Annotated in this window: 21 protein-coding genes and 1 riboswitch; of the genes, 11 read left to right on the top strand and 10 right to left on the bottom strand. The window is 60.5% G+C overall.

The window, feature by feature from the left end; all coding sequences use genetic code 11:
• Positions 1-158 precede the first annotated feature (158 nt).
• From fba to tkt, 6 genes are all read right to left on the bottom strand, one after another.
• Positions 159-1,223: a class II fructose-bisphosphate aldolase gene (gene fba / locus ASG55_RS11205; RefSeq protein WP_008081027.1), complete on the bottom strand. Its 1,065-nt coding sequence runs from the start codon at positions 1,221-1,223 to the stop codon at positions 159-161.
• Positions 1,224-1,474: 251 nt separating this feature from the next.
• The gene (locus ASG55_RS11200) at positions 1,475-1,807 is read right to left on the bottom strand and encodes an MliC family protein (protein WP_056786480.1); all 333 of its coding nucleotides are present in this window, start codon (positions 1,805-1,807) and stop codon (positions 1,475-1,477) included.
• A gap of 57 nt (positions 1,808-1,864) precedes the next feature.
• On the bottom strand, positions 1,865-2,086 hold the full coding sequence (locus ASG55_RS11195) for a hypothetical protein (protein WP_056786477.1): 222 nt from the start codon (positions 2,084-2,086) through the stop codon (positions 1,865-1,867).
• A 34-nt stretch (positions 2,087-2,120) separates the two neighbouring features.
• Positions 2,121-3,284 (bottom strand): phosphoglycerate kinase, encoded by a 1,164-nt coding sequence (locus ASG55_RS11190; RefSeq protein WP_016772785.1) that lies wholly within the window; start codon positions 3,282-3,284, stop codon positions 2,121-2,123.
• Positions 3,285-3,296: 12 nt separating this feature from the next.
• Positions 3,297-4,349, bottom strand: a complete 1,053-nt coding sequence (gene epd, locus ASG55_RS11185; protein ID WP_042606605.1) for an erythrose-4-phosphate dehydrogenase — start codon at positions 4,347-4,349, stop codon at positions 3,297-3,299.
• A 166-nt stretch (positions 4,350-4,515) separates the two neighbouring features.
• On the bottom strand, positions 4,516-6,513 hold the full coding sequence (gene tkt, locus ASG55_RS11180) for a transketolase (RefSeq protein WP_056786473.1): 1,998 nt from the start codon (positions 6,511-6,513) through the stop codon (positions 4,516-4,518).
• Between the two features lie 259 nt (positions 6,514-6,772).
• Between tkt and ASG55_RS11175 the strand changes: the two genes are divergently transcribed.
• The 4 genes from ASG55_RS11175 to ASG55_RS11160 all read left to right on the top strand — a co-directional run bounded on the left by ASG55_RS11175 (position 6,773) and on the right by ASG55_RS11160 (position 11,368).
• Complete coding sequence (locus tag ASG55_RS11175; RefSeq protein ID WP_056786470.1) at positions 6,773-7,768, top strand: ArsR/SmtB family transcription factor; 996 nt, start codon at positions 6,773-6,775, stop codon at positions 7,766-7,768.
• A gap of 18 nt (positions 7,769-7,786) precedes the next feature.
• Positions 7,787-8,977 carry a methionine adenosyltransferase gene (gene metK / locus ASG55_RS11170; protein WP_024014624.1) on the top strand — a complete coding sequence of 397 codons (1,191 nt, stop codon included), beginning with the start codon at positions 7,787-7,789 and terminating at the stop codon, positions 8,975-8,977.
• A 221-nt stretch (positions 8,978-9,198) separates the two neighbouring features.
• Positions 9,199-10,875 (top strand): NAD-dependent DNA ligase LigB, encoded by a 1,677-nt coding sequence (gene ligB / locus ASG55_RS11165; RefSeq protein ID WP_056786467.1) that lies wholly within the window; start codon positions 9,199-9,201, stop codon positions 10,873-10,875.
• A 97-nt stretch (positions 10,876-10,972) separates the two neighbouring features.
• Positions 10,973-11,368: a DUF1090 domain-containing protein gene (locus ASG55_RS11160; RefSeq protein ID WP_016772779.1), complete on the top strand. Its 396-nt coding sequence runs from the start codon at positions 10,973-10,975 to the stop codon at positions 11,366-11,368.
• Between the two features lie 165 nt (positions 11,369-11,533).
• Here ASG55_RS11160 and ASG55_RS11155 read toward each other — a convergent pair whose 3' ends face one another.
• On the bottom strand, positions 11,534-11,983 hold the full coding sequence (locus ASG55_RS11155; protein WP_056786463.1) for a c-type cytochrome: 450 nt from the start codon (positions 11,981-11,983) through the stop codon (positions 11,534-11,536).
• A gap of 128 nt (positions 11,984-12,111) precedes the next feature.
• On the opposite strand from ASG55_RS11155, the gene mltA reads away from it, so the two are divergent.
• Positions 12,112-13,284: a murein transglycosylase A gene (gene mltA, locus ASG55_RS11150; protein ID WP_056786460.1), complete on the top strand. Its 1,173-nt coding sequence runs from the start codon at positions 12,112-12,114 to the stop codon at positions 13,282-13,284.
• Positions 13,285-13,374: 90 nt separating this feature from the next.
• Here the strand turns inward: mltA and ASG55_RS11145 are convergent, their stop codons facing one another.
• Positions 13,375-13,758, bottom strand: coding sequence for an MAPEG family protein (locus ASG55_RS11145; protein ID WP_024014628.1), 384 nt, complete (start codon positions 13,756-13,758; stop codon positions 13,375-13,377).
• 332 nt (positions 13,759-14,090) lie between these two features.
• On the opposite strand from ASG55_RS11145, the gene ASG55_RS11140 reads away from it, so the two are divergent.
• Together ASG55_RS11140 and ASG55_RS11135 are read left to right on the top strand one after the other, a co-directional pair.
• Positions 14,091-15,260, top strand: coding sequence for an MFS transporter (locus tag ASG55_RS11140; RefSeq protein ID WP_056786457.1), 1,170 nt, complete (start codon positions 14,091-14,093; stop codon positions 15,258-15,260).
• 318 nt (positions 15,261-15,578) lie between these two features.
• A complete protein-coding gene (locus ASG55_RS11135) occupies positions 15,579-16,844 on the top strand; it encodes a cation:proton antiporter (RefSeq protein WP_024014630.1) in 1,266 nt (421 codons plus the stop codon).
• On the opposite strand, the gene ASG55_RS11130 is transcribed toward ASG55_RS11135, so the two are convergent.
• Together ASG55_RS11130 and ASG55_RS11125 are read right to left on the bottom strand one after the other, a co-directional pair.
• A complete protein-coding gene (locus ASG55_RS11130) occupies positions 16,845-17,732 on the bottom strand; it encodes a formate/nitrite transporter family protein (RefSeq protein ID WP_056786455.1) in 888 nt (295 codons plus the stop codon). It lies immediately after the preceding gene.
• A gap of 174 nt (positions 17,733-17,906) precedes the next feature.
• Positions 17,907-18,311 (bottom strand): acyl-CoA thioesterase, encoded by a 405-nt coding sequence (locus tag ASG55_RS11125; protein WP_016772772.1) that lies wholly within the window; start codon positions 18,309-18,311, stop codon positions 17,907-17,909.
• Between the two features lie 198 nt (positions 18,312-18,509).
• Positions 18,510-18,608, top strand: a riboswitch (S-adenosyl-L-homocysteine riboswitch).
• A 23-nt stretch (positions 18,609-18,631) separates the two neighbouring features.
• Between ASG55_RS11125 and ahcY the strand changes: the two genes are divergently transcribed.
• The 4 genes from ahcY (at position 18,632) to ASG55_RS11105 (ending at position 23,102) form a co-directional block, all read left to right on the top strand.
• Complete coding sequence (gene ahcY, locus ASG55_RS11120) at positions 18,632-20,041, top strand: adenosylhomocysteinase (protein WP_016772771.1); 1,410 nt, start codon at positions 18,632-18,634, stop codon at positions 20,039-20,041.
• Between the two features lie 159 nt (positions 20,042-20,200).
• A complete protein-coding gene (gene metF, locus ASG55_RS11115) occupies positions 20,201-21,046 on the top strand; it encodes a methylenetetrahydrofolate reductase [NAD(P)H] (protein WP_056786871.1) in 846 nt (281 codons plus the stop codon).
• Positions 21,047-21,119: 73 nt separating this feature from the next.
• A complete protein-coding gene (locus tag ASG55_RS11110; RefSeq protein WP_056786451.1) occupies positions 21,120-22,202 on the top strand; it encodes a hypothetical protein in 1,083 nt (360 codons plus the stop codon).
• Between the two features lie 87 nt (positions 22,203-22,289).
• Complete coding sequence (locus ASG55_RS11105) at positions 22,290-23,102, top strand: substrate-binding periplasmic protein (protein WP_056786449.1); 813 nt, start codon at positions 22,290-22,292, stop codon at positions 23,100-23,102.
• The last annotated feature ends 221 nt before the right edge of the window (positions 23,103-23,323 follow it).

The raw sequence follows: 23,323 nt of genomic DNA, 5'->3' as shown, positions 1-23,323 counted from the left end.
CTCGATGCTATGCAACTAAAAACGCGCCGGTCTCAAATACAGAGTGGAGCGATCCCGTAAGCATCTACGGTTAGGATATAAAAAAGATTGAATTTCGTTCTGGCTACTTAATATAAATAAAGCCCGCATCACTGCGGGCTTCTTTCAAACACTTAAATTTAATTAACCTTGGCGTTCAACTCACCCTTCAAATAACGCTGGTACATCGCTTCCAGCGAGATCGGTTTGATCTTCGAAGCATTGCCGGCAGTACCAAACGCTTCATAACGAGCGATACATACATCGCGCATTGCGGTCACGGTGGCGCCGAAGAATTTACGTGGGTCGAATTCGCTCGGGTTGGTGGCCATCAGGCGACGCATGGCGCCAGTGGAGGCCAGGCGCAGGTCGGTGTCGATGTTGACCTTGCGCACGCCGTGCTTGATGCCTTCGACGATTTCTTCAACCGGTACGCCGTAGGTTTCTTTGATGTCGCCGCCGTACTGGTTGATGATCGCCAGCCACTCTTGCGGAACCGAAGACGAACCGTGCATCACCAGGTGGGTATTCGGGATGCGCTTGTGGATTTCCTTGATGCGGTCGATCGCCAGCACGTCGCCGGTGGGTGGCTTGGTGAACTTGTAGGCGCCGTGGCTGGTGCCGATGGCGATGGCCAGGGCGTCGACCTGGGTGCGCTTGACGAAGTCAGCGGCTTCTTCCGGGTCGGTCAGCATCTGGCTGTGATCCAGAACGCCTTCAGCGCCGATGCCATCTTCTTCACCGGCCATGCCGGTTTCCAGCGACCCCAGGCAACCCAGCTCGCCCTCTACCGAAACGCCGCAGGCGTGGGCCATGGCTACGGTTTGTTGGGTAACGCGGACGTTGTAGTCGTAGTCGGTCGGGGTCTTGCCGTCTTCGCCCAGCGAGCCGTCCATCATCACCGAGCTGAAGCCCAGTTGAATCGAACGCTGGCAGACGTCAGGGCTGGTGCCGTGGTCCTGGTGCATGCACACCGGGATGTGCGGGAATTCTTCGATCGCGGCCAGGATCAAGTGACGCAGGAACGGTGCGCCGGCGTATTTGCGGGCGCCGGCCGAAGCCTGGACGATCACCGGGGAGTCAGTCTTGTCAGCGGCTTCCATGATGGCGCGCATCTGCTCAAGGTTGTTGACGTTGAAGGCTGGAACGCCGTAGCCGAACTCGGCTGCGTGGTCCAGCATCTGGCGCATGCTGATAAGTGCCATTGTGTGTGTCTCTCCCGGTTGAGGGTCGTTGATCGTGCCAGCCTGCCGAAGCGGCGGCGGCTATTCAAGTTAATGCAGATCGGGGGTTGAGGCCCGACCTGGTGATTCGGTACAGCAAATTCCAAGAACTACACAGATCCCCTGTGGGAGCGAGCCTGCTCGCGAAAGCAATCTTGCAGTCGCTGATGCAGTGCCTGCCAGGCCGCTTTCGCGAGCAGGCTCGCTCCCACAGTAGAACTGTGGTGTGTCAATTACTGCGCCTTGCAACCACGGCCAATCAGGTCATTGGTGGCGACCCAGTACACCAGGCCTTCGTCACCCTTGACGTGAAACGCCAGCATGCCATCGCTGTACAGCGTGCCAGAGGCGCCCGGCTCTTCTTTCAGGCGATAGACCTGATCACCGCCGCCGAGGCGAACGTCGACTTCCTTCTGGCCGGCATCGGCGTAACGCCACAACACCTTGGCCTGGCTGTCGCAGGTCCAGGTCGTCCAGTTATCCACCGGGGCGGACGACTGGAACAGGTTCAACTGCGCGCAACCACCCAACAATGCCAACGCCGCAATGGCGATCAAGCCTTTCATCCGTGTTCCTCGACTGACGACGCATGCCGCCAGCCCTGAGTTAAAGAGTCAGACCCGTCAAGGACAACCATGTTCCTTGACCGGGGTTTGCGTCTCGTATTTGTCCAGACCGTCCGGCCCCGAGCGCTTGTTCAGCACCGGGTTGGTTTCGGCCTGCCAGTCGGCCTGATAACAGCCCTTCTGCGGCTCGCTCGGCGCCGGCGTGGCTTCGGCCTTCGGGCTACTTCCGCAGGCCGCCAGCGTACCGGTCAGCAACAACAGCGCTAACGACTTGACCATGTAAACACTCCTTTGCCTGGCCAAACGGGCGGCCTCAGGCCTTGGCCCGGCTTTCCAGGACTTCAACGGCCGGCAGCACCTTGCCTTCGACGAATTCGAGGAACGCGCCACCACCGGTGGAAATGTAGGAGATCTGCTCAGCCACGCCATATTTATCGATCGCCGCCAGGGTGTCGCCACCGCCCGCGATGGAGAATGCCGAGCTTTCGGCGATAGCCTGGGCCAGCACTTTGGTGCCGTTGCCGAACTGATCGAACTCGAACACACCAACCGGGCCGTTCCACAGAATGGTTTTCGACGACTTCAGCAGCTCGGCGAAATTGGCTGCAGTTTGCGGACCGATGTCGAGAATCATGTCGTCAGCCGCCACGTCAGCGATCAGCTTGACGGTCGCTTCAGCGCTTTCGGCAAATTCCTTGGCGACCACAACGTCAACCGGCAACGGTACGCTGACTTTGGCAGCGATTTCACGCGCGGTGTCGAGCAGGTCCGGTTCGTACAGCGACTTGCCGACCGGGTGACCAGCCGCCGCGAGGAAGGTGTTGGCGATGCCGCCGCCGACGATCAGTTGATCGCAGATCTGGCTCAGGCTGTTCAGCACGTCGAGTTTGGTCGACACCTTGGAGCCGGCAACGATGGCTGCCATTGGCTTGGCCGGCGCGCCGAGGGCTTTGCCCAGTGCATCCAGCTCAGCGGCCAGCAACGGGCCGGCGGCAGCGACTTTGGCGAACTTGGCTACACCATGGGTCGAACCCTCGGCGCGGTGAGCAGTACCGAAAGCATCCATCACGAACACATCGCACAGGGCCGCGTATTGCTGGGCCAGGTCGTCGGCGTTCTTCTTCTCGCCCTTGTTGAAGCGTACGTTTTCGAACAGCACGATGTCGCCAGCCTTGACCTCCACGCCACCGAGGTAGTCAGCCACCAGCGGCACTTCACGGCCCAGCGCTTTGCTCAGGTAGTCGGCGACAGGTTTCAGGCTGTTTTCGGCGGAGAACTCGCCTTCGGTCGGACGGCCCAGGTGCGAGCAGACCATCACCGCCGCGCCTTTTTCCAGGGCCAGCTTGATGGTCGGCAGCGAAGCCAGGATGCGCGCGTCGCTGGTGACAACACCGTCCTTGACGGGGACGTTGAGGTCTTCGCGGATCAATACGCGCTTACCTTGCAGATCGAGGTCGGACATCTTCAACACGGTCATGGGTCGCACTTCCTACGGTTTTTTTGAAGTTGCTGTTTGCAGATAGTGGTCTGCTACGTCCAGCATTCGGTTGGCAAAACCCCATTCGTTGTCGAACCAGGCCAGGATGTTCACCAGTTTGGGGCCGGAAACTCGGGTCTGGCTGGCATCGACGATGGCCGAATGTGGGTCATGGTTGAAATCACAGCTGGCGTGCGGTAACTCGGTATAGGCCAGAAGGCCTTTGAGCGGGCCGCTGGTGGCGGCTTCGCGCAGGATCCGGTTGACCTCATTGGCGTCAGTCGCCGTGGCGGTCTGCATCGTGATGTCGAGGCAGGACACGTTGACTGTCGGCACGCGCACGGCTTTGGCCTGAATTCGCCCGGCAAGTTCCGGCAGCAGGCGCTCGATACCGCGTGCCAGACCAGTGGACACCGGGATCACCGACTGGAACGCCGAACGCGTGCGGCGCAGGTCTTCGTGGTGATAGGCGTCGATCACTGGCTGATCGTTCATCGCCGAGTGAATCGTGGTGATCGACACGTAATCGAGGCCGATCGCCTGATCAAGCAGGCGCAGCAGCGGCACGCCGCAATTTGTCGTGCAGGAGGCATTGGACACCAGCAGTTCGTCGCCGGTCAGGCAGTCCTGATTGACGCCGTAGACGATGGTGGCGTCGACATCCGCTTCGCTGGCCATCGGCTGCGAAAACAGCACGCGCGGTGCGCCGGCGTCGAGAAAACGCTGGCCATCGGCACGGGTGTGGTAAGCGCCGGAGCACTCAAGCACCAGATCGACGCCCAGCGACGCCCAATCGATGCCTTCGGGGGTGGCACTGCGCAGGACCTTCACGCAGTCGCCATTGATATGCAGACAATCGCCCTCAACCCGCACTTCGCCGGGAAAGCGGCCGTGGGTGGAGTCGAAGCGTGTCAGGTATTCGATGCTGGCCATGTCGGCCAGATCGTTGATCGCGACAATTTCAAACCCGGCCTTCGCGCCGCGCTCGAACAACGCCCGCAAGACGCAACGACCAATGCGGCCGTAGCCGTTGAGTGCAACTTTGTAGGGACGCGGTTGAGGCATGGGGTTCTCGATAGATTCGCTAACAACACAACCCCATGTAGGAGCTGACGAGTGAAACGAGGCTGCGATCTTTTGATCTTGTTTTTAAGATCAAGATCAAAAGATCGCAGCCTTCGGCAGCTCCTACAGGGGAACGCGGCGGCCAGGGCCACCGCATTCGTACTGCTTAGTCTTCCAGCAGCTCTTCAGCCTGACCGAGGATGTTTTCCAGGGTAAAACCGAACTCTTCGAACAATGCCGAAGCCGGCGCCGACTCACCGTAGGTGGTCATGCCGATCACACGACCTTCCAGACCCACGTACTTGAACCAGAAATCGGCGTGGGCCGCTTCGATGGCAATACGCGCGCTGACCTGCAACGGCAGAACCGACTGCTTGTACTCCGCATCCTGAGCATCGAACGCGCTGGTGCAAGGCATCGAAACCACGCGAACCTTGCGGCCCTGCTCGGTCAGTTTGTCGAAGGCCTGTACGGCCAGACCGACTTCCGAACCGGTGGCGATCAGGATCAGCTCAGGCTCGCCTGCGCAGTCCTTGAGCACATAACCACCACGGCTGATGTTGGCAATCTGGCCAGCATCGCGTTCCTGGTGCTGCAGGTTCTGCCGGGAGAAGATCAGCGCCGACGGGCCGTCCTTGCGCTCCAGAGCGTTTTTCCAGGCCACTGCCGATTCCACGGCATCGGCTGGACGCCAGGTGTCGAGGTTCGGCGTGCTGCGCAGGCTGGTCAATTGCTCGATTGGCTGGTGCGTCGGGCCGTCTTCGCCCAGACCGATGGAGTCGTGGGTGTAGACGTGAATCACGCGCTTCTTCATCAAAGCCGACATACGTACCGCGTTGCGTGCGTATTCCATGAACATCAGGAAGGTCGCGCCGTAAGGCACCAGACCGCCGTGCAGGGCGACGCCGTTCATGATCGCGGTCATGCCGAACTCGCGCACGCCGTAGTACATGTAGTTGCCGCTGGCATCTTCAGCACTGACGCCTTTGCAGCCTTTCCACAGGGTCAGGTTGGAGCCGGCAAGGTCAGCCGAACCGCCGAGCATTTCCGGCAGCAGCGGGCCGAAGGCGTTGAGAGTGTTCTGACTGGCTTTGCGGCTGGCGATGGTTTCGCCCTTGGCGGCGACTTCGGCGATGTAGGCCGAGGCTTTTTCCGAGAAGTCGGCCGGCAGTTCGCCGCTCAGACGACGGATCAGCTCGTTGGCTTCAGTCGGGAACGCAGCGGAGTAGGCGGCGAAACGCTGATCCCACTCGGCTTCGACCGCGCGGCCAGCTTCTTTGGCGTCCCACTCGGCATAGATGTCGGCCGGGATTTCGAACGGGCCGTGGTTCCAGTTCAATGCCTGGCGGGTCAGGGCGATTTCTGCGTCACCCAATGGGGCGCCGTGGCAATCTTCCTTGCCCTGCTTGTTCGGCGAACCGAAACCGATGGTGGTCTTGCAGCAGATCAGGGTCGGCTGGGCGCTCTTGCGTGCGGTTTCGATGGCGGTCTTGATCTCTTCCGGATCATGGCCGTCGACGTTGCGGATCACCTGCCAGTTGTAGGCTTCGAAGCGCTTCGGCGTGTCATCGGTGAACCAGCCTTCGACTTCACCGTCGATGGAAATGCCGTTGTCATCGTAGAAGGCAATCAGCTTGCCCAGGCCCAGCGTGCCGGCCAGGGAGGCGACCTCGTGGGAAATGCCTTCCATCATGCAGCCATCACCGAGGAACACGTAGGTGTGGTGATCAACGATGTTGTGGCCGGGACGGTTGAACTGCGCGCCCATGACTTTTTCAGCCAGAGCGAAACCGACGGCGTTGGCCAGACCCTGACCCAGCGGGCCGGTAGTGGTTTCGACGCCCGGGGTGTAACCGAATTCCGGGTGGCCTGGAGTGCGGCTGTGCAGTTGACGGAACTGCTTGAGGTCGTCGATCGACAGGTCGTAGCCGGTCAGGTGCAGCAGCGAGTAGATCAACATCGAGCCGTGGCCGTTGGACAGCACGAAGCGGTCACGGTCGGCGAACGACGGGTTGCTCGGGTTGTGCTTGAGGTAGTCGCGCCACAGCACTTCGGCAATATCTGCCATACCCATAGGGGCACCGGGATGGCCGCTGTTGGCTTTTTGCACGGCATCCATGCTGAGGGCACGAATGGCGTTGGCACGCTCACGACGGCTAGGCATCGCTGATCTCCTGGGTGTGAATAGACTGAAACGGAAAAAAGGAGGGCATTTTCCCTCACCCATGCGCCTCGGGGCAATGACAGATAGTCATCGGCAGGCGTTTTTCCAATCGATAGCACAGGTTTCGCTTGGTGAAACCTTTCCGCTATTCGTTTGTAGAGACTGCCGTCCGCCGAGAAGTGCCATTTATCGAGCAATATCAAAACTTTTTGATATTGACCTTGCGGTGCCTTGTCCCCGTCTCTAGACTGCCAGCCCTATGAACTTACGCGTGCCTTCCATTCGCCATGACGATTGCGACGAGCTGGCGGCCCTGTGCAAGGCCGGCGGCGATCCGCTGCGGCTGAATGTATTGCGCGCGCTGGCCAACGATTCGTTTGGCGTGCTGGAGCTGGCGCAGATTTTCGGCATCGGTCAGTCGGGCATGAGCCATCACCTCAAGGTGCTGGCGCAAGCCGACCTGGTGGCGACACGCCGTGAGGGCAACGCAATTTTTTATCGTCGTGCCCTGCCCCACAGCGAATTGCTCGGCGGCAAGCTGCACGCGGCATTGCTGGAAGAAGTCGACAATCTGGATCTGCCCGATGAAGTGCAAGCACGCATCGAGCAGGTTCACGGCCAGCGTGCCGCCGCCAGCCGGGATTTTTTCGCCCGGGTCGCGGAGAAATTCCGTGCCCAGCAAGATTTGATCGCAGGCCTGCCGCAGTACCGTGACAGCGTGCTGGCCCTGCTCGACAAACTGAACTTCGATGGTGCAGCCACGGCCATTGAAGTCGGCCCCGGCGATGGTGCTTTTCTGCCGGAACTGGCCCGTCGTTTCGGCACCGTAACCGCGCTGGACAACAGCCCGGCGATGCTCGAACTGGCGCGTCAGGTGTGTGAACGTGAACAGCTGGCTAACGTCAGCCTGCAATTGGCCGATGCATTGAACGGCACAAGCCTCAAGGCCCATTGCGTAGTGTTGAACATGGTCCTGCACCATTTCGCCGCTCCGGCCGATGCGCTCAGGCACATGGCCGATCTGCTGCAACCGGGCGGTAGCCTGCTCGTGACAGAGTTATGTAGCCACAACCAGAGTTGGGCCAGGGAGGCCTGCGGTGATCTCTGGTTGGGGTTTGAACAGGACGATCTGGCCCGTTGGGCCACCGCTGCGGGACTCGTTCCCGGGGAAAGCCTCTATGTAGGCTTACGTAATGGTTTCCAGATCCAGGTTCGCCACTTTCAGCGACCGGCTGGCGACACTCACCATCGGTAAATTCAGGAAAACATCGAGATGAGCGAATACTCCCTCTTCACCTCCGAGTCCGTGTCTGAAGGACATCCGGACAAAATCGCCGACCAGATTTCCGATGCGGTGCTGGACGCCATTATTGCCCAGGACAAACACGCTCGCGTGGCTGTGGAAACCCTGGTCAAGACCGGCGTAGCCATCGTTGCCGGTGAAGTGACCACCAGCGCCTGGGTCGACCTGGAGCAGATCGTTCGTGACGTGATTTGCGACATCGGCTACACCAGCTCCGAAGTCGGCTTCGACGGCGCGACCTGCGGCGTGATGAACATCATCGGCAAGCAGTCCCCTGACATCAACCAGGGTGTTGACCGCGCCAAGCCTGAAGATCAGGGCGCCGGCGACCAGGGCCTGATGTTCGGCTACGCCAGCAACGAAACCGACGTTTTGATGCCAGCGCCGATCACCTTCTCGCACCAGCTGGTGCAGCGTCAGGCTGAAGCACGCAAGTCGGGCCTGCTGCCTTGGCTGCGTCCGGATGCCAAGTCGCAAGTGACCTGCCGTTACGAAGGCGGCAAGGTTGTCGGCATCGACGCTGTGGTTCTGTCGACCCAGCACAACCCGGAAGTGTCGTACAAAGACCTGCGCGAAGGCGTAATGGAGCTGATCGTCAAGCACGTACTGCCTGCCGAACTGCTGAGCAAGGACACCCAGTTCCACATCAACCCGACCGGCCAGTTCATCATTGGCGGCCCGGTAGGTGACTGCGGTCTGACCGGTCGCAAGATCATCGTCGACAGCTACGGCGGCATGGCCCGTCACGGCGGCGGCGCGTTCTCCGGCAAGGATCCATCGAAGGTTGACCGTTCGGCTGCCTACGCAGGCCGTTACGTGGCCAAGAACATCGTTGCGGCCGGCCTTGCCGAGCGTTGCGAGATTCAGGTGTCCTACGCGATCGGTGTGGCCCAGCCTACGTCGATCTCGTTGAACACCTTCGGCACCGGCAAGATCAGCGATGACAAGATCATCAAACTGGTGCGTGAAGTGTTCGACCTGCGTCCATACGCGATCACCACCATGCTCGACCTGCTGCACCCGATGTACCAGGAAACCGCAGCCTACGGCCACTTCGGTCGCGCGCCGCAGACCAAGACCGTTGGCGAAGACAGCTTCACCACGTTCACCTGGGAAAAAACCGACCGCGCCGACGCCCTGCGTTCCGCCGCTGGCCTGTAATACCCTGGCTGCAAGAAAGCCCCGCACGGTTCGCGCCGTGCGGGGCTTTTTCATGCCTGACAGATTTTTGAGATCCCTGCGGGAGCGAGCCTGCTCGCGAAGGCGCCCGCTCATGCAACGTCAATTCAGAATCCGGAAACACCTCGAAAAACACCCCCGGTAACGCATTTCGAATCCTCACCTACCCTTCAAATATTACCCCCGAGCAAGGACGCTCAACGATGCTCTTCACACTGCGCCTGTTGCTGGCCTTCCTGCTGGCACTCATCACCCTTGTCAGCCAAGCCAACTGTCCGAACTGGGATCGTTCCCAAGCCCAACGCGAAATCACCACCCTGCAAAACCGGATCGACCAATGGGACGACGCCTATCACCGCGAAGGCCGTTCATTGATCAGCGACGAACTCTATGACCAGTCCCGACTGCGGCTGAAAGAATGGCAAGCCTGTTTCAACCAACCCTCATCCCCGCAGCCGTTGGACACCGCGTCCGGCCCGGTCACCCACCCCATCGCCCACACCGGTCTGGACAAGCTGCACAAAGCCGAAGACGTCGCCCACTGGTTGCGTGATCGCCAGAACGTCTGGGTGCAGCCCAAGGTCGACGGCGTGGCTGTCACGCTGATCTACCGCCAGGGGATATTGCAGCAGGCGATCAGTCGCGGTGACGGGGTCAACGGCCAGGACTGGACCGCCTCCGCGCGCAGGATTGCAGCCATTCCGCAACGGTTGAGGCAGCCACGGGATCTGCTGGTACAGGGCGAACTCTATTGGCGTCTGAATGCACATGTTCAATCACAGTCCGGCAGCGTCAATGCCCGCGCCACCGTCGCCGGGCTGATGGGGCGCAAATCCCTCGATGCCGAACAGGCCGCCGGGATCGGCCTGTTTGTCTGGGACTGGCCGCAAGGTCCTGTGCGGCTGCCGGAAAGATTGTCCGAACTTCAGACATTGGGGTTCGCCACAACCGAGCCCTATACCCAGCCCGTCACCCGATTCGAAGAAGCGCAAAAATGGCGCGAGCACTGGTATCGCTCGCCACTGCCCTTTGCCAGCGACGGCGTGGTGCTGCGCCAGAGCCAACGGCCACCCGCCGAACGCTGGCAGGCTCGCGCGCCGTATTGGGCGATCGCCTGGAAATACCCTTTCGCCCAGGCATTGGCCGAAGTGCGCAAGGTCAATTTCAAGATCGGCCGCACCGGGCGGATCACGCCGGTGCTGGAACTGCTGCCGGTCAGACTCGATGACCGCGAAATCAAACGGGTCAGTGTCAGCTCACTCAAGCGCTGGCAAACCCTCGACATCCGTCCCGGCGATCAGGTGGCAATCAGTCTGGCCGGGCTGACCATTCCGCGCCTCGACAGTGTCGTGCTGCGCACCAGCGAACGGGCGGACATCAACATCCCCGATGCTGGCGACTACCACGCCCTGAGCTGCTGGCAACCGACGCCGGGGTGTGAAAGCCAGTTTCTCGCGCGTCTGACCTGGCTCAGTGGCAAGCAGGGCCTGGCCATGCAGCATGTCGGTCGCGGCACTTGGGAGAAACTTTTGGAAACAGGCCGTCTGAAACACCTGCTGGATTGGCTGACCCTCGATGCGTCAGAGCTTGCTAACATTGCCGGCCTCGGCGAGCGCAGCAGCGCACGGCTGATCGACAGTTTTCAGGGCGCGCAGCAACAGCCGTTCGCTCGATGGTTGAAAGCGCTGGGCATGCCGCCGACCGGACAGGCACAACTGGACGATTCGTGGCAGGCCCTGGCACAACGCGACACTGAACAATGGCAGGCAGAAGCCGGTATCGGCCCGGGACGCGCGGCGCAACTGAGCGCATTCTTTCGCGACCCGCAGGTACTGGCTTTGAGTGACACCCTGAAAGCCGCCGGAATCGACGGCTTCTGAACCTGCAATCCCCGCCCGGCGGGAACCCAACGGCCGGCCAGACGCTCCAACAGCGCAGTGCCCTCCCACCCCGATTGCCTTTGCACATGGAGCTTTTATGAAATTTCTCGCACCGCTCGCCCTGCTTACTCTTTGCGGCGTCATGGCCGCCCCGGTCATGGCCGAAGAAGACGGCCCGGGCCTGACCGGTTGCGCTGCCAAGAAGCAGGGCATCATCAATCAGATCGAACAGGCCAAGTCGCGCGGCAACATGGAGCAGCAGGCAGGCCTGGAAACCGCACTGCGTGAAGTGAACGAACATTGCACCGACGCCGGGCTGAAAAAAGAACGTGAAAACAAGGTGCTTGAGGCCAAGCATGAGGTGAGCCAGCGTCAGGCGGACCTCGACAAGGCCATGAAGAAGGGCGATCCGGAGAAGATCAACAAGCGCAAGGAAAAGCTCGCCGAGTCGCGCAAGGAACTGCAGGAAGCGCTGGACGAGATCGATAAGTAACCCAAGCCCTGTGGTGAGGGGATTTATCCCCGTCCGGCGGCGAAGCTGTCGCAAATTCGACTGGTCGGGTCCGACTGAAAAAACCCGGCTGTATGGTTTTGGGGCTGCTTCGCAGCCCATCGGGGATAAATCCCCTCGCCACAAGGTACTCAGCAGCCTCAGGAATCAATGATCGCGAAACTCTTTATGGCAAGCACTGCAGGCATCCTCGACTTTCTGCACTGCCGGTCCGAGATTGCTGGCCTTGTACGGCTGAACCTGACTGGCGACCACCAGTTCACCGGTAGCCGCTTCGAGGGCGCGGGCCAGTTCCTGAAAACGCGCCTGTTTCTGCCAGACATCGTCCTTGGCGCTGGTGTGATCTTCCTCGCGCACCTGCGGAAAATGCTTCCACGGTTCATGGGCCAACGCATCAAGTCTGACCGCGCCCTCGGCAAATTTCGGTCCGTCGAAGGCAATGCGCCCGCGCAACATGCCGCCGAGGTCTTCGCTGGTCTTGAGCATCTGCTTGAAGATGGCCTTGCGCTGGCCCAGCGGCGAATTCGGGTCGACGCCGCCGCAGGCGGACAAGGTCAGACAGGCCAGCAATACAACAGCAATTGGTTTCAGAGTCATGATGGCTTCAGGTCGCGGAAATCGGCGGCCAGTATCCTCGGCTCACCGCCAAACACCAATAGCCCTATTAAAAATACGGGTTGGTCGAGCGCATGGAGCTCTCGGCCAACCGGCACAGGAATCACTCCATGAACAGCCGCTTCACGGCCTGGCGTCACCCGCTTATCGTCACCCTTCCACTGCTCGCCATCCTCGCCGGTTGCACAGGCGGCGACAGCGCCAAACCAAAAACCCATGCGCTGGCCACCTATTCCAGCGCGACCTGGGAAGCCTTGCCCGCGGTCTCCGACAGCGATCTGGTCGCCGGTTTCGGCTCGTGGCGCAGCGCCTGCACACGACTCAAAGCCGACGCAGTCTGGGGGCCGACCTGCGCTGCGGCGGTGAATGTGCCGCAAAGCGCCGCCGAGATTCGTGCATTCCTCAAGCAGAATCTCGATGTCTACGGCCTGCGCGCCGAGAACGACAACCCCAACGGTCTGATCACCGGCTACTACGAACCGGTGTACCCCGGCAGCCTGACGCCAACCGCAACGGCGAACGTGCCGGTGTATGGCGTGCCGGAAGACATGATCATCGTCTCGCTCGACAGCATCTACCCGGAATTGAAAGGCAAGCGCCTGCGCGGCCGCCTCGAAGGACGTGTGCTCAAGCCTTACGACGACGCGGCGACCATTGAATCCAAAGGCGTGAAAGCGCCAGTGGTCGCGTATCTGACTGATCCGATGAATCTGCAATTTCTGCAGATCCAGGGCTCGGGCCGGATCCAGACCGAGGACGGCAAACAGCTGCGCATCGCCTACGCCGATCAGAACGGCCACCCGTACCGGCCGATCGGTCGCTGGCTGGTCGAGCAAGGCGAGCTGAAGAAAGAAGACGTGACCATGACCGCGATCAGCAACTGGGCCAAGGCCAACCCGATGCGCATTCCGGAACTGCTCGCCAGCAACCCGAGCTACGTATTCTTCACCCGCAATCCGGACAGCAACGAAGGCCCACGCGGCTCGCTGAACGTGCCGTTGACCGCCGGCTACAGCGCGGCGGTGGATCGCAAGGTGATTCCGTTGGGCAGTCTGTTATGGCTGTCGACCACCAAACCGGATGGCACCCCACTGGTGCGCCCGGTCGCGGCGCAGGATACCGGCGGCGCGATTGCCGGCGAGGTGCGCGCGGATCTGTTCTGGGGCACGGGTGATGCGGCCGGGCAACTGGCCGGGGACATGAAACAGCAGGGGCAGATCTGGATGCTCTGGCCTAAAGGACAAGAGTTGCCGCAAGTGCCGCAGGTGGCTGACAAACCCTAAAAGCATAAGATCGCAGCCTTCGGCAGCTCCTACAGGAGTATGCATTCCTCTGTAGGAGCTGCCGCAGGCTGCGATCTTTTGAGCCTGCTTTCAGATGGACACAAAGAAAAACGAAGCAATCAGCCCCATCCCGATAAACCACACCACCGAACGCAGTGCAGCCCAGTCAGCCAGGTAGCAAATGATGTACAGCAGGCGGCTGGTGATAAACAGCACGGCCAGCACATTGACCGTCACCAGCTCCGCAGTGCCGACCAGATGCGCAACGATCACCGCAGCGGCAAACGCGGGCGTTACTTCAAAGCTGTTCAGTTGCGCGGCGTGGGCGCGACGGGCGACGCCATCGACGCTGTCGAGAAAGTCCCGTGGATCGTAATTGTCCTTGAGGCGGAAACCGCCGGTGGCCTTCGCCACGATCGTGCACACGTACGGCAGGAAAATCGCGATCAACACACACCACAGAGCCACTGTCATAACGTCGTCCTTTTTTCGATTGGAGAAATTGGCGAGCGGTCAGAACTTCATCACCAGCATGCCGATCAGCACCTGCCCACAGGCTAAGAGCAGCGCCCGGCCGAAAGGTTCTTTCAGCTGGATATAACACGGCAATTCCAGTGAGCCGTCGATTAGTCAGATTATTGATTCGCCATGTGTCAGCAGCTGTTTATACTGCAACCCACCACGCCGTACTCAGCTGCACACCAAAAAACTCCAATAAAAGCTGCCTGCTCCGCTTTCTTCGAAAACGGTCGCTGGCACGCGTATGCCTGATCAAAGCGTCAAGACTACCGACAGAGACCTTGCGCATGCCCCTCGCTTTACTTGCACTCGCCGTTGCCGCATTCGGCATCGGCACCACCGAATTCGTCATCATGGGCCTGCTGCCCGACGTTGCCCGCGATCTGGCGGTGAGCATTCCTCATGCCGGGCTGCTGATCACCGGTTACGCCCTGGGCGTGGTGTTCGGCGCACCGATCCTGGCGATCGGCACCGCCAATATGCCGCGCAAAGCGACACTGCTGGGCATGACGCTGATGTTCATCCTCGGCAACGTGCTCTGCGCGCTCGCGCCGAACTACGCGACGCTGATGGCGGCGCGCGTGGTCACGGCGCTGTGTCATGGCGCGTTTTTCGGCATTGGCTCGGTGGTTGCGGCCGGCCTGGTTGCGCCGAACAAACGCGCGCAAGCCATTGCCATGATGTTCACCGGCCTGACCTTGGCCAACGTGCTCGGCGTGCCACTCGGCACAGCGCTGGGCCAATACGCTGGCTGGCGCTCGACCTTCTGGGCGGTGTCGGTGATTGGCATTGTGGCGGCGTTGGCGCAATGGTTGTGGTTGCCCAAACACATCGCGATGGACAAGGCCAATCTCGCCAGCGAATTCAAAGTGCTGGGCAAGGCCAACGTCTTGTTGGCGCTGGGCATGAGCGTGCTGGCCTCGACCAGCCTGTTCAGCGTGTTCACGTATATCGCACCGATCCTGCAAGACATCACTGGCGTCAGCCCCCACGGCGTGACGGTGATGCTGCTGTTGTTCGGCGTCGGCCTGACAGCGGGCAGCATGCTCGGCGGGCGTCTGGCCGATAGCCGCTTGCTGCCGTCACTGGTCGGCGTGGCACTGGCAGTTGTGGTGATTCTCGCAGCGTTCAGCCAGACCAGCCGTGCGGTGATTCCGGCGGCGATTACCCTGGTGCTATGGGGGATTTTCGCTTTTGCGCTGTGCCCGATTCTGCAGCTGCTGATCATCGATCAGGCGCATGAAGCGCCGAATCTGGGTTCGACGCTGAACCAGAGCGCGTTCAACCTTGGCAACGCAGCAGGTGCCTGGATCGGTGGACTGGTGGTTGCCAGCGGCGCGGATCTGACGGATCTGCCGTGGACCGGGGCGCTGGTCGGCGTGCTGACGGTGCTGACGGCGCTGTTGTTCATTTACCTGCAACGTCGGCAGGCGAGTGCGGTCAATGTGACTGGCTGATCGTGGTGTGTCAGATAGAGCCCTCACCCTAGCCCTCTCCCGAAGGGAGAGGGGACTGATCGGGGGATGCTCGATACCCACGCCGACTTGAACGTGCATTGCTGAATCCATAATCGACCCGATCGTCCAGGTCGATGCACCTCGCCAGACACCTCGGTCAGCCCCCTCTCCCTCTCCCTCGGGAGAGGGCTGGGGTGAGGGGGTTGTTGTTGAGCATGACGCGCCATTCGAATGTGCCCTCAGCCAACCCCGCCCCATCAAACCCCTGCGTCCAACCTCCGGTCGCGCTCCATTCACCCCTCATCCAAAGGACCCCGGATGCTTGAACTTGTCGCCGCTTTCATCTGCCTCACCACCCTCCTGACCTTCGTCAATTTCCGCTTTATCGGCCTGCCGCCGACCATCGGCGTGATGGTTACCGCCCTGCTGTTCTCATTGCTCCTGCAAGGCCTCAGCGTCCTCGGCTTTCCCGGCCTCGAAGATCGCGTGCAGCAACTGATCGGACAGATCGATTTCGGCGATCTGCTGATGAACTGGATGCTCTCGTTCCTGCTTTTCGCCGGCGCCCTGCACGTCAACTTGAATGACTTGCGCAGCTACCGCTGGCCGATCGGCCTGCTGGCGACCTTCGGCGTGTTGATCGCCACCGTGGTGATCGGCAGCCTGGCCTTCTACATTTTTGCCCTGTTCGGCTGGCACGTTAGTTTCCTCTACTGCCTGTTGTTCGGCGCGCTGATCTCACCGACCGACCCGATTGCGGTACTCGGCGTGTTGCGTACCGCCAACGCTTCGAAGCCACTGAAAACCACCATCGTCGGCGAATCGCTGTTCAACGACGGCACGGCGGTGGTGGTCTTCACCGTGCTGCTGGGCATCGCGCAACTGGGCGAAACCCCGACCGTCAGCGCCACGGCCATGCTCTTCGTCCATGAGGCGATTGGTGGTGTGTTGTTCGGCGGACTGATTGGTTATCTGGTCTATCGGATGATCAAAAGCGTCGAGCAGCATCAGATCACCGTGATGCTGACCCTGGCCCTGGTGATCGGTGGCTCGGCGATGTCCACCGAGTTGCACGTCTCGGCGCCGATTGCGATGGTGGTGGCCGGTCTGATCATCGGTAACCTCGGGCGCAATCTGGCAATGAACGACATGACCCGCCGTTATCTGGACGGTTTCTGGGAGTTGCTCGATGACATGCTCAACGCGCTGCTGTTTGCGCTGATCGGCATGGAGTTGTTGCTGCTGCCGTTCAACTGGCTGCACATGGCCGCCGCAGGTCTGCTGGCGGTGGCGATTCTGTTGTCGCGCCTGCTTACCGTGGCGCCGGCGATCCTGCTGCTGCGGCGCTGGCGCTCAGTGCCGGCCGGCACGATCCGCATCCTCACTTGGGGCGGTTTGCGCGGCGGTGTTTCGGTGGCACTGGCGCTGGCGCTGCCGCTGGGCCCGGAGCGCGATCTGCTGCTGAGCATCACCTACATCGTCGTGCTGTCGTCGATCCTGCTGCAGGGCCTGACCATCGGCAAACTGGTCAAGCACGCGACGCGCAACGAGCCGGCGAGCGTGGCTGAGCCAGCTCACCATTGATCATTTCTTGATCGACTGCGGATCGGGCTTAACAGCCTGATCCGCAGGCTCCTTCGGCGCACCGCTTTCGCTGCGAATCTGCGCATGGCTGATCAGCGCGAAGATAAAGCTGCCGCCGATGATATTTCCCGCCAGCGTCGGCGCGGCGAACACCGCCCAGAAATCACTCCACGGCAACTCGCCGGCAAACACCAGATAGGACACTTCCGCCGATCCGACGACGATATGGGTGAAGTCGCCCAGCGCCATGAAGTAGGTGATGAGGATGATGATCCACATCTTCGCGCTCTCCATGGAGGGGATCATCCAGACCATGGTGGCGATCATCCAGCCGGAGACGATGCCCTTGGCGAACATCTGACTGGCGCTGTGCTCCATGACCTTGCGGCCGATCTCGAGGAAGGCGACGTCGGTCTTGCTGTCGAAAATCGGCAGTTCCAGCATCACGTAGGCGACCAGAATCGTCCCGCAGAGGTTGCCGACCAGTACCACTGTCCACAGACGGATCAGTCGCAGAAAATTCTTCAGCGTCGGCTTGGTCATCACCGGCAGCACGGCGGTCAGGGTGTTTTCGGTGAACAGTTGCTGGCGCGCGAGGATCACCGCGAGGAAACCGGCGCAGTAGCCGAAGCTGGCGATCACCTTGAATTCGTCGCCGTCGGGCAGGCGCGAATTGAGCAGGCCCATGCCCATCAGGGACAGGCCCATGGTCAATCCTGCCGCCAGCGCCGACCACCACAGCGCGGCAATGCTGCGCTCCAGTTCCTGGTCGCCCTGGGTGCGGATGATTTCATGCAGAACGGCCGCGCGCGGCGGCTGGCTCTTCTCGACTTCGTGCTGCTCCTTGGCCGAGAGGTCGGGGGTCTTTTCGCTGGTGGGGGTGGTCATGGCGTGGCAACCGGTGGGGGGCGATGTAGCTACGACCGTTGCGCTTCATGGCTGTTCAGTGGGCAGGCGAATCTCCGCTGAATTGGCAACCGCTTTCGCGAGCAGGCTCGCTCCCACAAGGATCACGCTGTACCTGTGGGAGCGAGCCTGCTCGCGAAGAATGCGCCGCCGATCTTATTGAACGGCTTCGTCATCCTTGAACTGGTCTTTCACGTATTTGATCTCGGTCCGCCCGTGCGGCGCCGGCAGGCCGTCTTCGCCGAGATTGACGAACACCATTTTCTCGACGGTGAGGATGCTCTTGCGGGTGATTTTGTTGCGCACTTCGCAGGTCAGGGTGATCGAGGTGCGGCCGAATTCGGTGGCGGTGATGCCCAGTTCGATGATGTCGCCCTGGCGCGAGGCGCTGACGAAGTTGATTTCCGAGATGTACTTGGTCACCACGCGCTGGTTGCCCAATTGCACGATGGCGTAAATCGCCGCTTCTTCATCGATCCAGCGCAGCAGGCTGCCGCCGAACAGGGTGCCGTTGGGGTTGAGGTCTTCGGGTTTAACCCATTTGCGGGTGTGGAAATTCATGTTCACTCCTGAGCGCTTGCCGAAAGATGCGCCCATCTTGGCAGACTGCTCAGTCAGGCTCCAGGCGGCTGCGACTATGGTCGCCATTGGCGATCTTCATCTGGCCGACAGAAACCCTTTGGAAGATCAGCCCGGGCGGCTATAATCGCCCCCGTTTCAAAAAACGGTAACGTTCATTGGCTACCGTTTTCCCGCCACCTGTCCGAGGGGCGCTGCAGCAGGTTCGACCTGTCAGGCTCGGATGGGGCGTTGACCGGCTCACGCCGGACACTAAACGCACAACGGCGCCCATTCGCATACATTACGAATGGAGGCTCTTCATGAGCGCTGTCAACACGCCTGCCGATTTTACCGATTACAAAGTTGCCGACATGTCCCTGGCTGCCTGGGGCCGTCGCGAAACCATCATCGCCGAATCGGAAATGCCTGCCCTGATGGGTCTGCGCCGCAAATACGCTGCCGAACAGCCGCTCAAGGGCGCGAAAATCCTCGGCTGCATCCACATGACCATTCAGACTGCCGTGCTGATCGAAACCCTGGTTGCCCTGGGTGCCGAAGTGCGCTGGTCGTCCTGCAACATTTTCTCCACTCAGGATCAGGCCGCTGCCGCTATCGCTGCCGCCGGTATCCCGGTGTTCGCCTGGAAAGGCGAGACTGAAGAAGAGTACGAGTGGTGCCTGGAGCAGACCATCCTCAAGGATGGCCAGCCATGGGACGCCAACATGATCCTCGACGACGGCGGCGACCTGACCGAGCTGCTGCACAAGAAATACCCGCAAGTGCTGGATCGTGTTCACGGCGTGACCGAAGAAACCACCACTGGTGTACACCGTCTGCTGGACATGCTGGCCAAGGGCGAGCTGAAGATCCCGGCGATCAACGTCAACGACTCGGTGACCAAGTCCAAGAACGACAACAAGTACGGCTGCCGTCACAGCCTGAACGATGCGATCAAGCGCGGCACCGACCACCTGCTGTCCGGCAAGCAAGCGCTGGTCATCGGTTACGGTGACGTGGGCAAGGGCTCGGCCCAGTCCCTGCGTCAGGAAGGCATGATCGTTAAAGTCTCCGAAGTTGACCCGATCTGCGCCATGCAAGCGTGCATGGACGGTTTCGAATTGGTGTCGCCGTTCATCGACGGTATCAACGACGGTTCCGAAGCGAGCATCGACAAAGCGCTGCTGGGCAAAATCGACCTGATCGTGACCACCACCGGTAACGTCAATGTTTGCGACGCGAACATGCTCAAAGCCCTGAAGAAGCGCGCCGTGGTCTGCAACATCGGTCACTTCGACAACGAAATCGACACCGCTTTCATGCGCAAGAACTGGGCATGGGAAGAAGTGAAGCCACAGGTGCACAAGGTTCACCGCACCGGTGCCGGCAGCTTCGATCCACAGAACGACGACTACCTGATCCTGCTGGCCGAAGGCCGTCTGGTGAACCTGGGCAACGCCACCGGTCACCCGAGCCGCATCATGGACGGTTCGTTCGCCAACCAGGTACTGGCACAGATCTTCCTGTTCGGTCAGAAATACGCCGACCTGTCGCCAGCGCAGAAAGCCGAGCGTCTGACCGTTGAAGTGCTGCCGAAGAAACTCGACGAAGAAGTGGCCCTGGAAATGGTTCGCGGCTTCGGCGGCGTGGTCACCCAACTGACCAAGCAACAGGCTGATTACATCGGCGTCACCGTCGAAGGCCCGTTCAAGCCGCACGCCTACCGCTACTAACAGGCGCTGAATGCTCGCTCTCCCTGTGGGAGCGAGCTTGCTCGCGAAGGCGGCTTATCATTCAACATCCGTGTTGTCTGACCCAGCGCTTTCGCGAGCAGGCTCGCTACCACACGGGATTGCAGCGCCTCGAAGGTACTTGTTTCCAAGGGTATGACCATGTCCCAAGACCGTCGCTACAGCTTCGAGTTTTTCCCGACCAAGACCGATGCCGGGCAAGAAAAGCTGCTCGCCACTGCCCGCCAGTTGGCCACCTACAATCCTGATTTCTTTTCCTGCACCTACGGCGCTGGCGGTTCGACCCGTGATCGCACGCTCAACACCGTGTTGCAGCTGGAAAGCGAAGTCAAAGTACCCGCCGCACCGCACCTGTCGTGCGTCGGTGACAGCAAGGACGACCTGCGCGGCCTGCTGAACGAATACAAGGCTGCCGGCATCAAGCGCATCGTTGCCCTGCGTGGCGACCTGCCGTCCGGCATGGGCATGACCAGCGGTGAGCTGCGTCACGCCAATGAACTGGTGGAATTCATTCGTGAAGAAACCGCCGATCATTTCCATATCGAAGTCGCGGCTTACCCGGAGATGCATCCGCAAGCACGCAACTACGAAGACGATCTCGCCAACTTCGTGCGCAAGGCGAAGGCCGGTGCCGACAGCGCGATCACCCAGTACTTCTTCAACGCCGACAGCTACTTCTACTTCGTCGACCGTTTGCAGGCGCTGGGCGTGGATCTGCCGATCGTGCCGGGGATCATGCCGATCACCAACTACAGCAAACTCGCGCGCTTCTCCGATGCCTGCGGTGCGGAAATCCCGCGCTGGATCCGCAAGCAACTGGAAGCCTACGGCGATGACACGCGAAGCATTCAAAGCTTTGGCGAACAAGTCGTCAGCGAAATGTGCGAACGCCTGCTGCAGGGCGGCGCACCGGGGCTGCACTTCTACTCGATGAACCAGGCCGAACCTAGCCTGGCGATCTGGAACAACCTGAAGCTGCCGCGCTGAAGGTTTTCCATGCGATAAAAAAGGCCCTCACCGGGCCTTTTCACTGAAAAGCACAAATGGAATATTGTCGTCGATGATCTGCGCGCAAACAAAAACACGCCCTCAACTGGTCTATCTGGTTTTCGGTGCCGAGACTTACCATCAGGAAGCTGTTTTCAGCATCGCCAGTGCTCTGGCGTGGTTGCGCGAGACACCGGATGCCCCGATCGATATCCAGGTCTTCAGCGACAATCCGCAACCCTATGCACATCTCCCCGTACGCGTTCGCCCGCTGGACGCCGAAACGCGCCAGAAATGGAGCGAGCCCCACGGTTATCATTTCCGCATCAAACATGTCGCTTTGCGCTCGGTACTTGAAGAGCATGAAACGGCGCTGTTGATCGACACTGACACGTTCTTCCACTGCTCGCCGCTCAAACTGTTCGAGCGGGTACAGCCCGGCACCCTGCTGTGCAATGACTACTACGCCCGCTATGGCGACAACAAGATGAGCCTGCTCTACCGCACGCTGTCGGCCACACTGCTGGACAAAGGTCTGACTGACGATCACATGCGCCTGCTCAACTCCGGCGTCATCGGCTTGCACCGCCAGGACGCTCACGTGCTCGACCGCTCCATCGCTTTGATCGATGAGCTGTTCCCGTCGGCACAGGGCGCCTACACCCTCGAAGAGTTCTGCCTGTCAGTGGCTGCCTATCGCACGCTGGACGTCAACAAGTGCCCGGATCTGATTCACCATTACTGGAGCCGCAAGCACCTGTTCAGGGCCAAGGTTCAGGCCTGGGTCGCCAAACATGGCGACAACCCGACCGGCGAGGCCGCACTGGACGACACCCGACGTGTATCACCGCAACTGCCTCGACCACCGCGACTGCAGCGGATGTTCTACAAGCTCGTCACGTTGCTGCTGCCGGCACATCTGCGTCAGTTCATTCGCGAAATCCTTTACGGCTGCTATGAACATCCCAACGAGTTCGATCAGGCGTGTGCAGCGGTCTGGTGGGACAAGGCGCTGGAAAACCAGCAGCAACGCATCGGCAAGCCGGTTTGCAGGCACTTGCTCAGGGACTGGTTCAGTCGCGGCCTGGTCAAGCGGATCCTTGGTTCGCGTCACGCGAAGGTCCACCAACACCTGCTGAAAACCGCAAGCAAATAAGGCCATCGCGGCCATTGCGCCCGGGGTCTGCGCGAAACATGCATGCCAGAGCTTCTCATCAGGCGTTTCGCGTACTAACCTCAGGCCATGCCCCTTATTGCCCAACTGCTGAGCGTTATTCTTCTGACTTGCCTGAGCGTCGCCGCTCGGGGGGAGAAGTTGCGTATTGTCACCGAGCCGTGGGCGCCTTACGTCTACGAACAGGGTGGTAAAAACCTCGGTCTTGACTACGAAACCACCGCCATCGTGTTCCAGCGCCTGGGCATTGAAGTGGAATGGCAGTTCCTGCCGTGGAAGCGCTGCCTGTCGATGCTCGAGACCGGTCAAGCCGACGGTGCGCTGGACATCTTTCACAGCGCCGAACGCGACGCCACTCTGCTCTACCCCAGCGAACCGCTGTCCGACGTCGAATTCGTGATGTTCTACGCCAACGAGCGGCCGCATCCATTCAACACCCTCGAACAACTCAAAGGCCTGACCATCGGCACCTCGCCGGGTTATCTGTACAGCCCTGACTTCAGCCAGTCGGACCTGTTTACCCGTGAGCCGGCGCCAACTCATGAAGCCAATTTCGGCAAACTGGTGCGCGGGCGGATCGACCTGCTGATCACCGATCGCCGCGTCGGTCAGCATTTGCTCGATGAGCTGAATATTCGCGATCTGATCACGGAAAACCCGACGGTTATCAGCCGTCAGAGCCAGTTTCTTGCAGTTCGGCGCAATGCCGGCATGGATTTGCTGGTGCAGCGTTTCGGTGCCGAGCTCAAGCGTTTCAAGCGCGAACCGGCCTACGCGGAGCTCAGCGCGCGCTACGGTGCCGCGCCTGTCGATAGGGCATCACTGCGCTCGGCCACGGCCAGCGGCGAAACCGTTGAGCAGCAGGAAAGCAGCGCGCAGTGATTGCTCTGTTATACTCCGGCGTTCCCGCCAGGCTCACGCCCGGACGCCCGGAACCGTAACAGGCCTCTCGACCCGCTACAGCGCAGCTTCCAGCCCGCGCGAGCGCTCCTGACGTGCCTTCGGAACCGCCGCTGGACCGGACGGGATTGCGTCCTCTTAAACGTGATTCGCGCCAGGCAAGACTCCCATTGGGCCAAGCCCTAACTAAAACAGGATTACTC

This window comes from Pseudomonas sp. Leaf434 (assembly GCF_001425545.1).
Taxonomy (GTDB): domain Bacteria; phylum Pseudomonadota; class Gammaproteobacteria; order Pseudomonadales; family Pseudomonadaceae; genus Aquipseudomonas; species Aquipseudomonas siliginis.
Note: the sequence above shows the minus strand (reverse complement) of the source record. Positions and strands in the feature narration are given on the sequence as shown.

Coding starts and splice junctions, on each gene's coding strand:
- fba (WP_008081027.1), bottom strand. CDS start 1,223: ATGGCACTTATCAGCATGCGCCAGATGCTGGACCACGCAGCCGAGTTC.
- ASG55_RS11200 (WP_056786480.1), bottom strand. CDS start 1,807: ATGAAAGGCTTGATCGCCATTGCGGCGTTGGCATTGTTGGGTGGTTGC.
- ASG55_RS11195 (WP_056786477.1), bottom strand. CDS start 2,086: ATGGTCAAGTCGTTAGCGCTGTTGTTGCTGACCGGTACGCTGGCGGCC.
- ASG55_RS11190 (WP_016772785.1), bottom strand. CDS start 3,284: ATGACCGTGTTGAAGATGTCCGACCTCGATCTGCAAGGTAAGCGCGTA.
- epd (WP_042606605.1), bottom strand. CDS start 4,349: ATGCCTCAACCGCGTCCCTACAAAGTTGCACTCAACGGCTACGGCCGC.
- tkt (WP_056786473.1), bottom strand. CDS start 6,513: ATGCCTAGCCGTCGTGAGCGTGCCAACGCCATTCGTGCCCTCAGCATG.
- ASG55_RS11175 (WP_056786470.1), top strand. CDS start 6,773: ATGAACTTACGCGTGCCTTCCATTCGCCATGACGATTGCGACGAGCTG.
- metK (WP_024014624.1), top strand. CDS start 7,787: ATGAGCGAATACTCCCTCTTCACCTCCGAGTCCGTGTCTGAAGGACAT.
- ligB (WP_056786467.1), top strand. CDS start 9,199: ATGCTCTTCACACTGCGCCTGTTGCTGGCCTTCCTGCTGGCACTCATC.
- ASG55_RS11160 (WP_016772779.1), top strand. CDS start 10,973: ATGAAATTTCTCGCACCGCTCGCCCTGCTTACTCTTTGCGGCGTCATG.
- ASG55_RS11155 (WP_056786463.1), bottom strand. CDS start 11,983: ATGACTCTGAAACCAATTGCTGTTGTATTGCTGGCCTGTCTGACCTTG.
- mltA (WP_056786460.1), top strand. CDS start 12,112: ATGAACAGCCGCTTCACGGCCTGGCGTCACCCGCTTATCGTCACCCTT.
- ASG55_RS11145 (WP_024014628.1), bottom strand. CDS start 13,758: ATGACAGTGGCTCTGTGGTGTGTGTTGATCGCGATTTTCCTGCCGTAC.
- ASG55_RS11140 (WP_056786457.1), top strand. CDS start 14,091: ATGCCCCTCGCTTTACTTGCACTCGCCGTTGCCGCATTCGGCATCGGC.
- ASG55_RS11135 (WP_024014630.1), top strand. CDS start 15,579: ATGCTTGAACTTGTCGCCGCTTTCATCTGCCTCACCACCCTCCTGACC.
- ASG55_RS11130 (WP_056786455.1), bottom strand. CDS start 17,732: ATGACCACCCCCACCAGCGAAAAGACCCCCGACCTCTCGGCCAAGGAG.
- ASG55_RS11125 (WP_016772772.1), bottom strand. CDS start 18,311: ATGAATTTCCACACCCGCAAATGGGTTAAACCCGAAGACCTCAACCCC.
- ahcY (WP_016772771.1), top strand. CDS start 18,632: ATGAGCGCTGTCAACACGCCTGCCGATTTTACCGATTACAAAGTTGCC.
- metF (WP_056786871.1), top strand. CDS start 20,201: ATGTCCCAAGACCGTCGCTACAGCTTCGAGTTTTTCCCGACCAAGACC.
- ASG55_RS11110 (WP_056786451.1), top strand. CDS start 21,120: ATGATCTGCGCGCAAACAAAAACACGCCCTCAACTGGTCTATCTGGTT.
- ASG55_RS11105 (WP_056786449.1), top strand. CDS start 22,290: ATGCCCCTTATTGCCCAACTGCTGAGCGTTATTCTTCTGACTTGCCTG.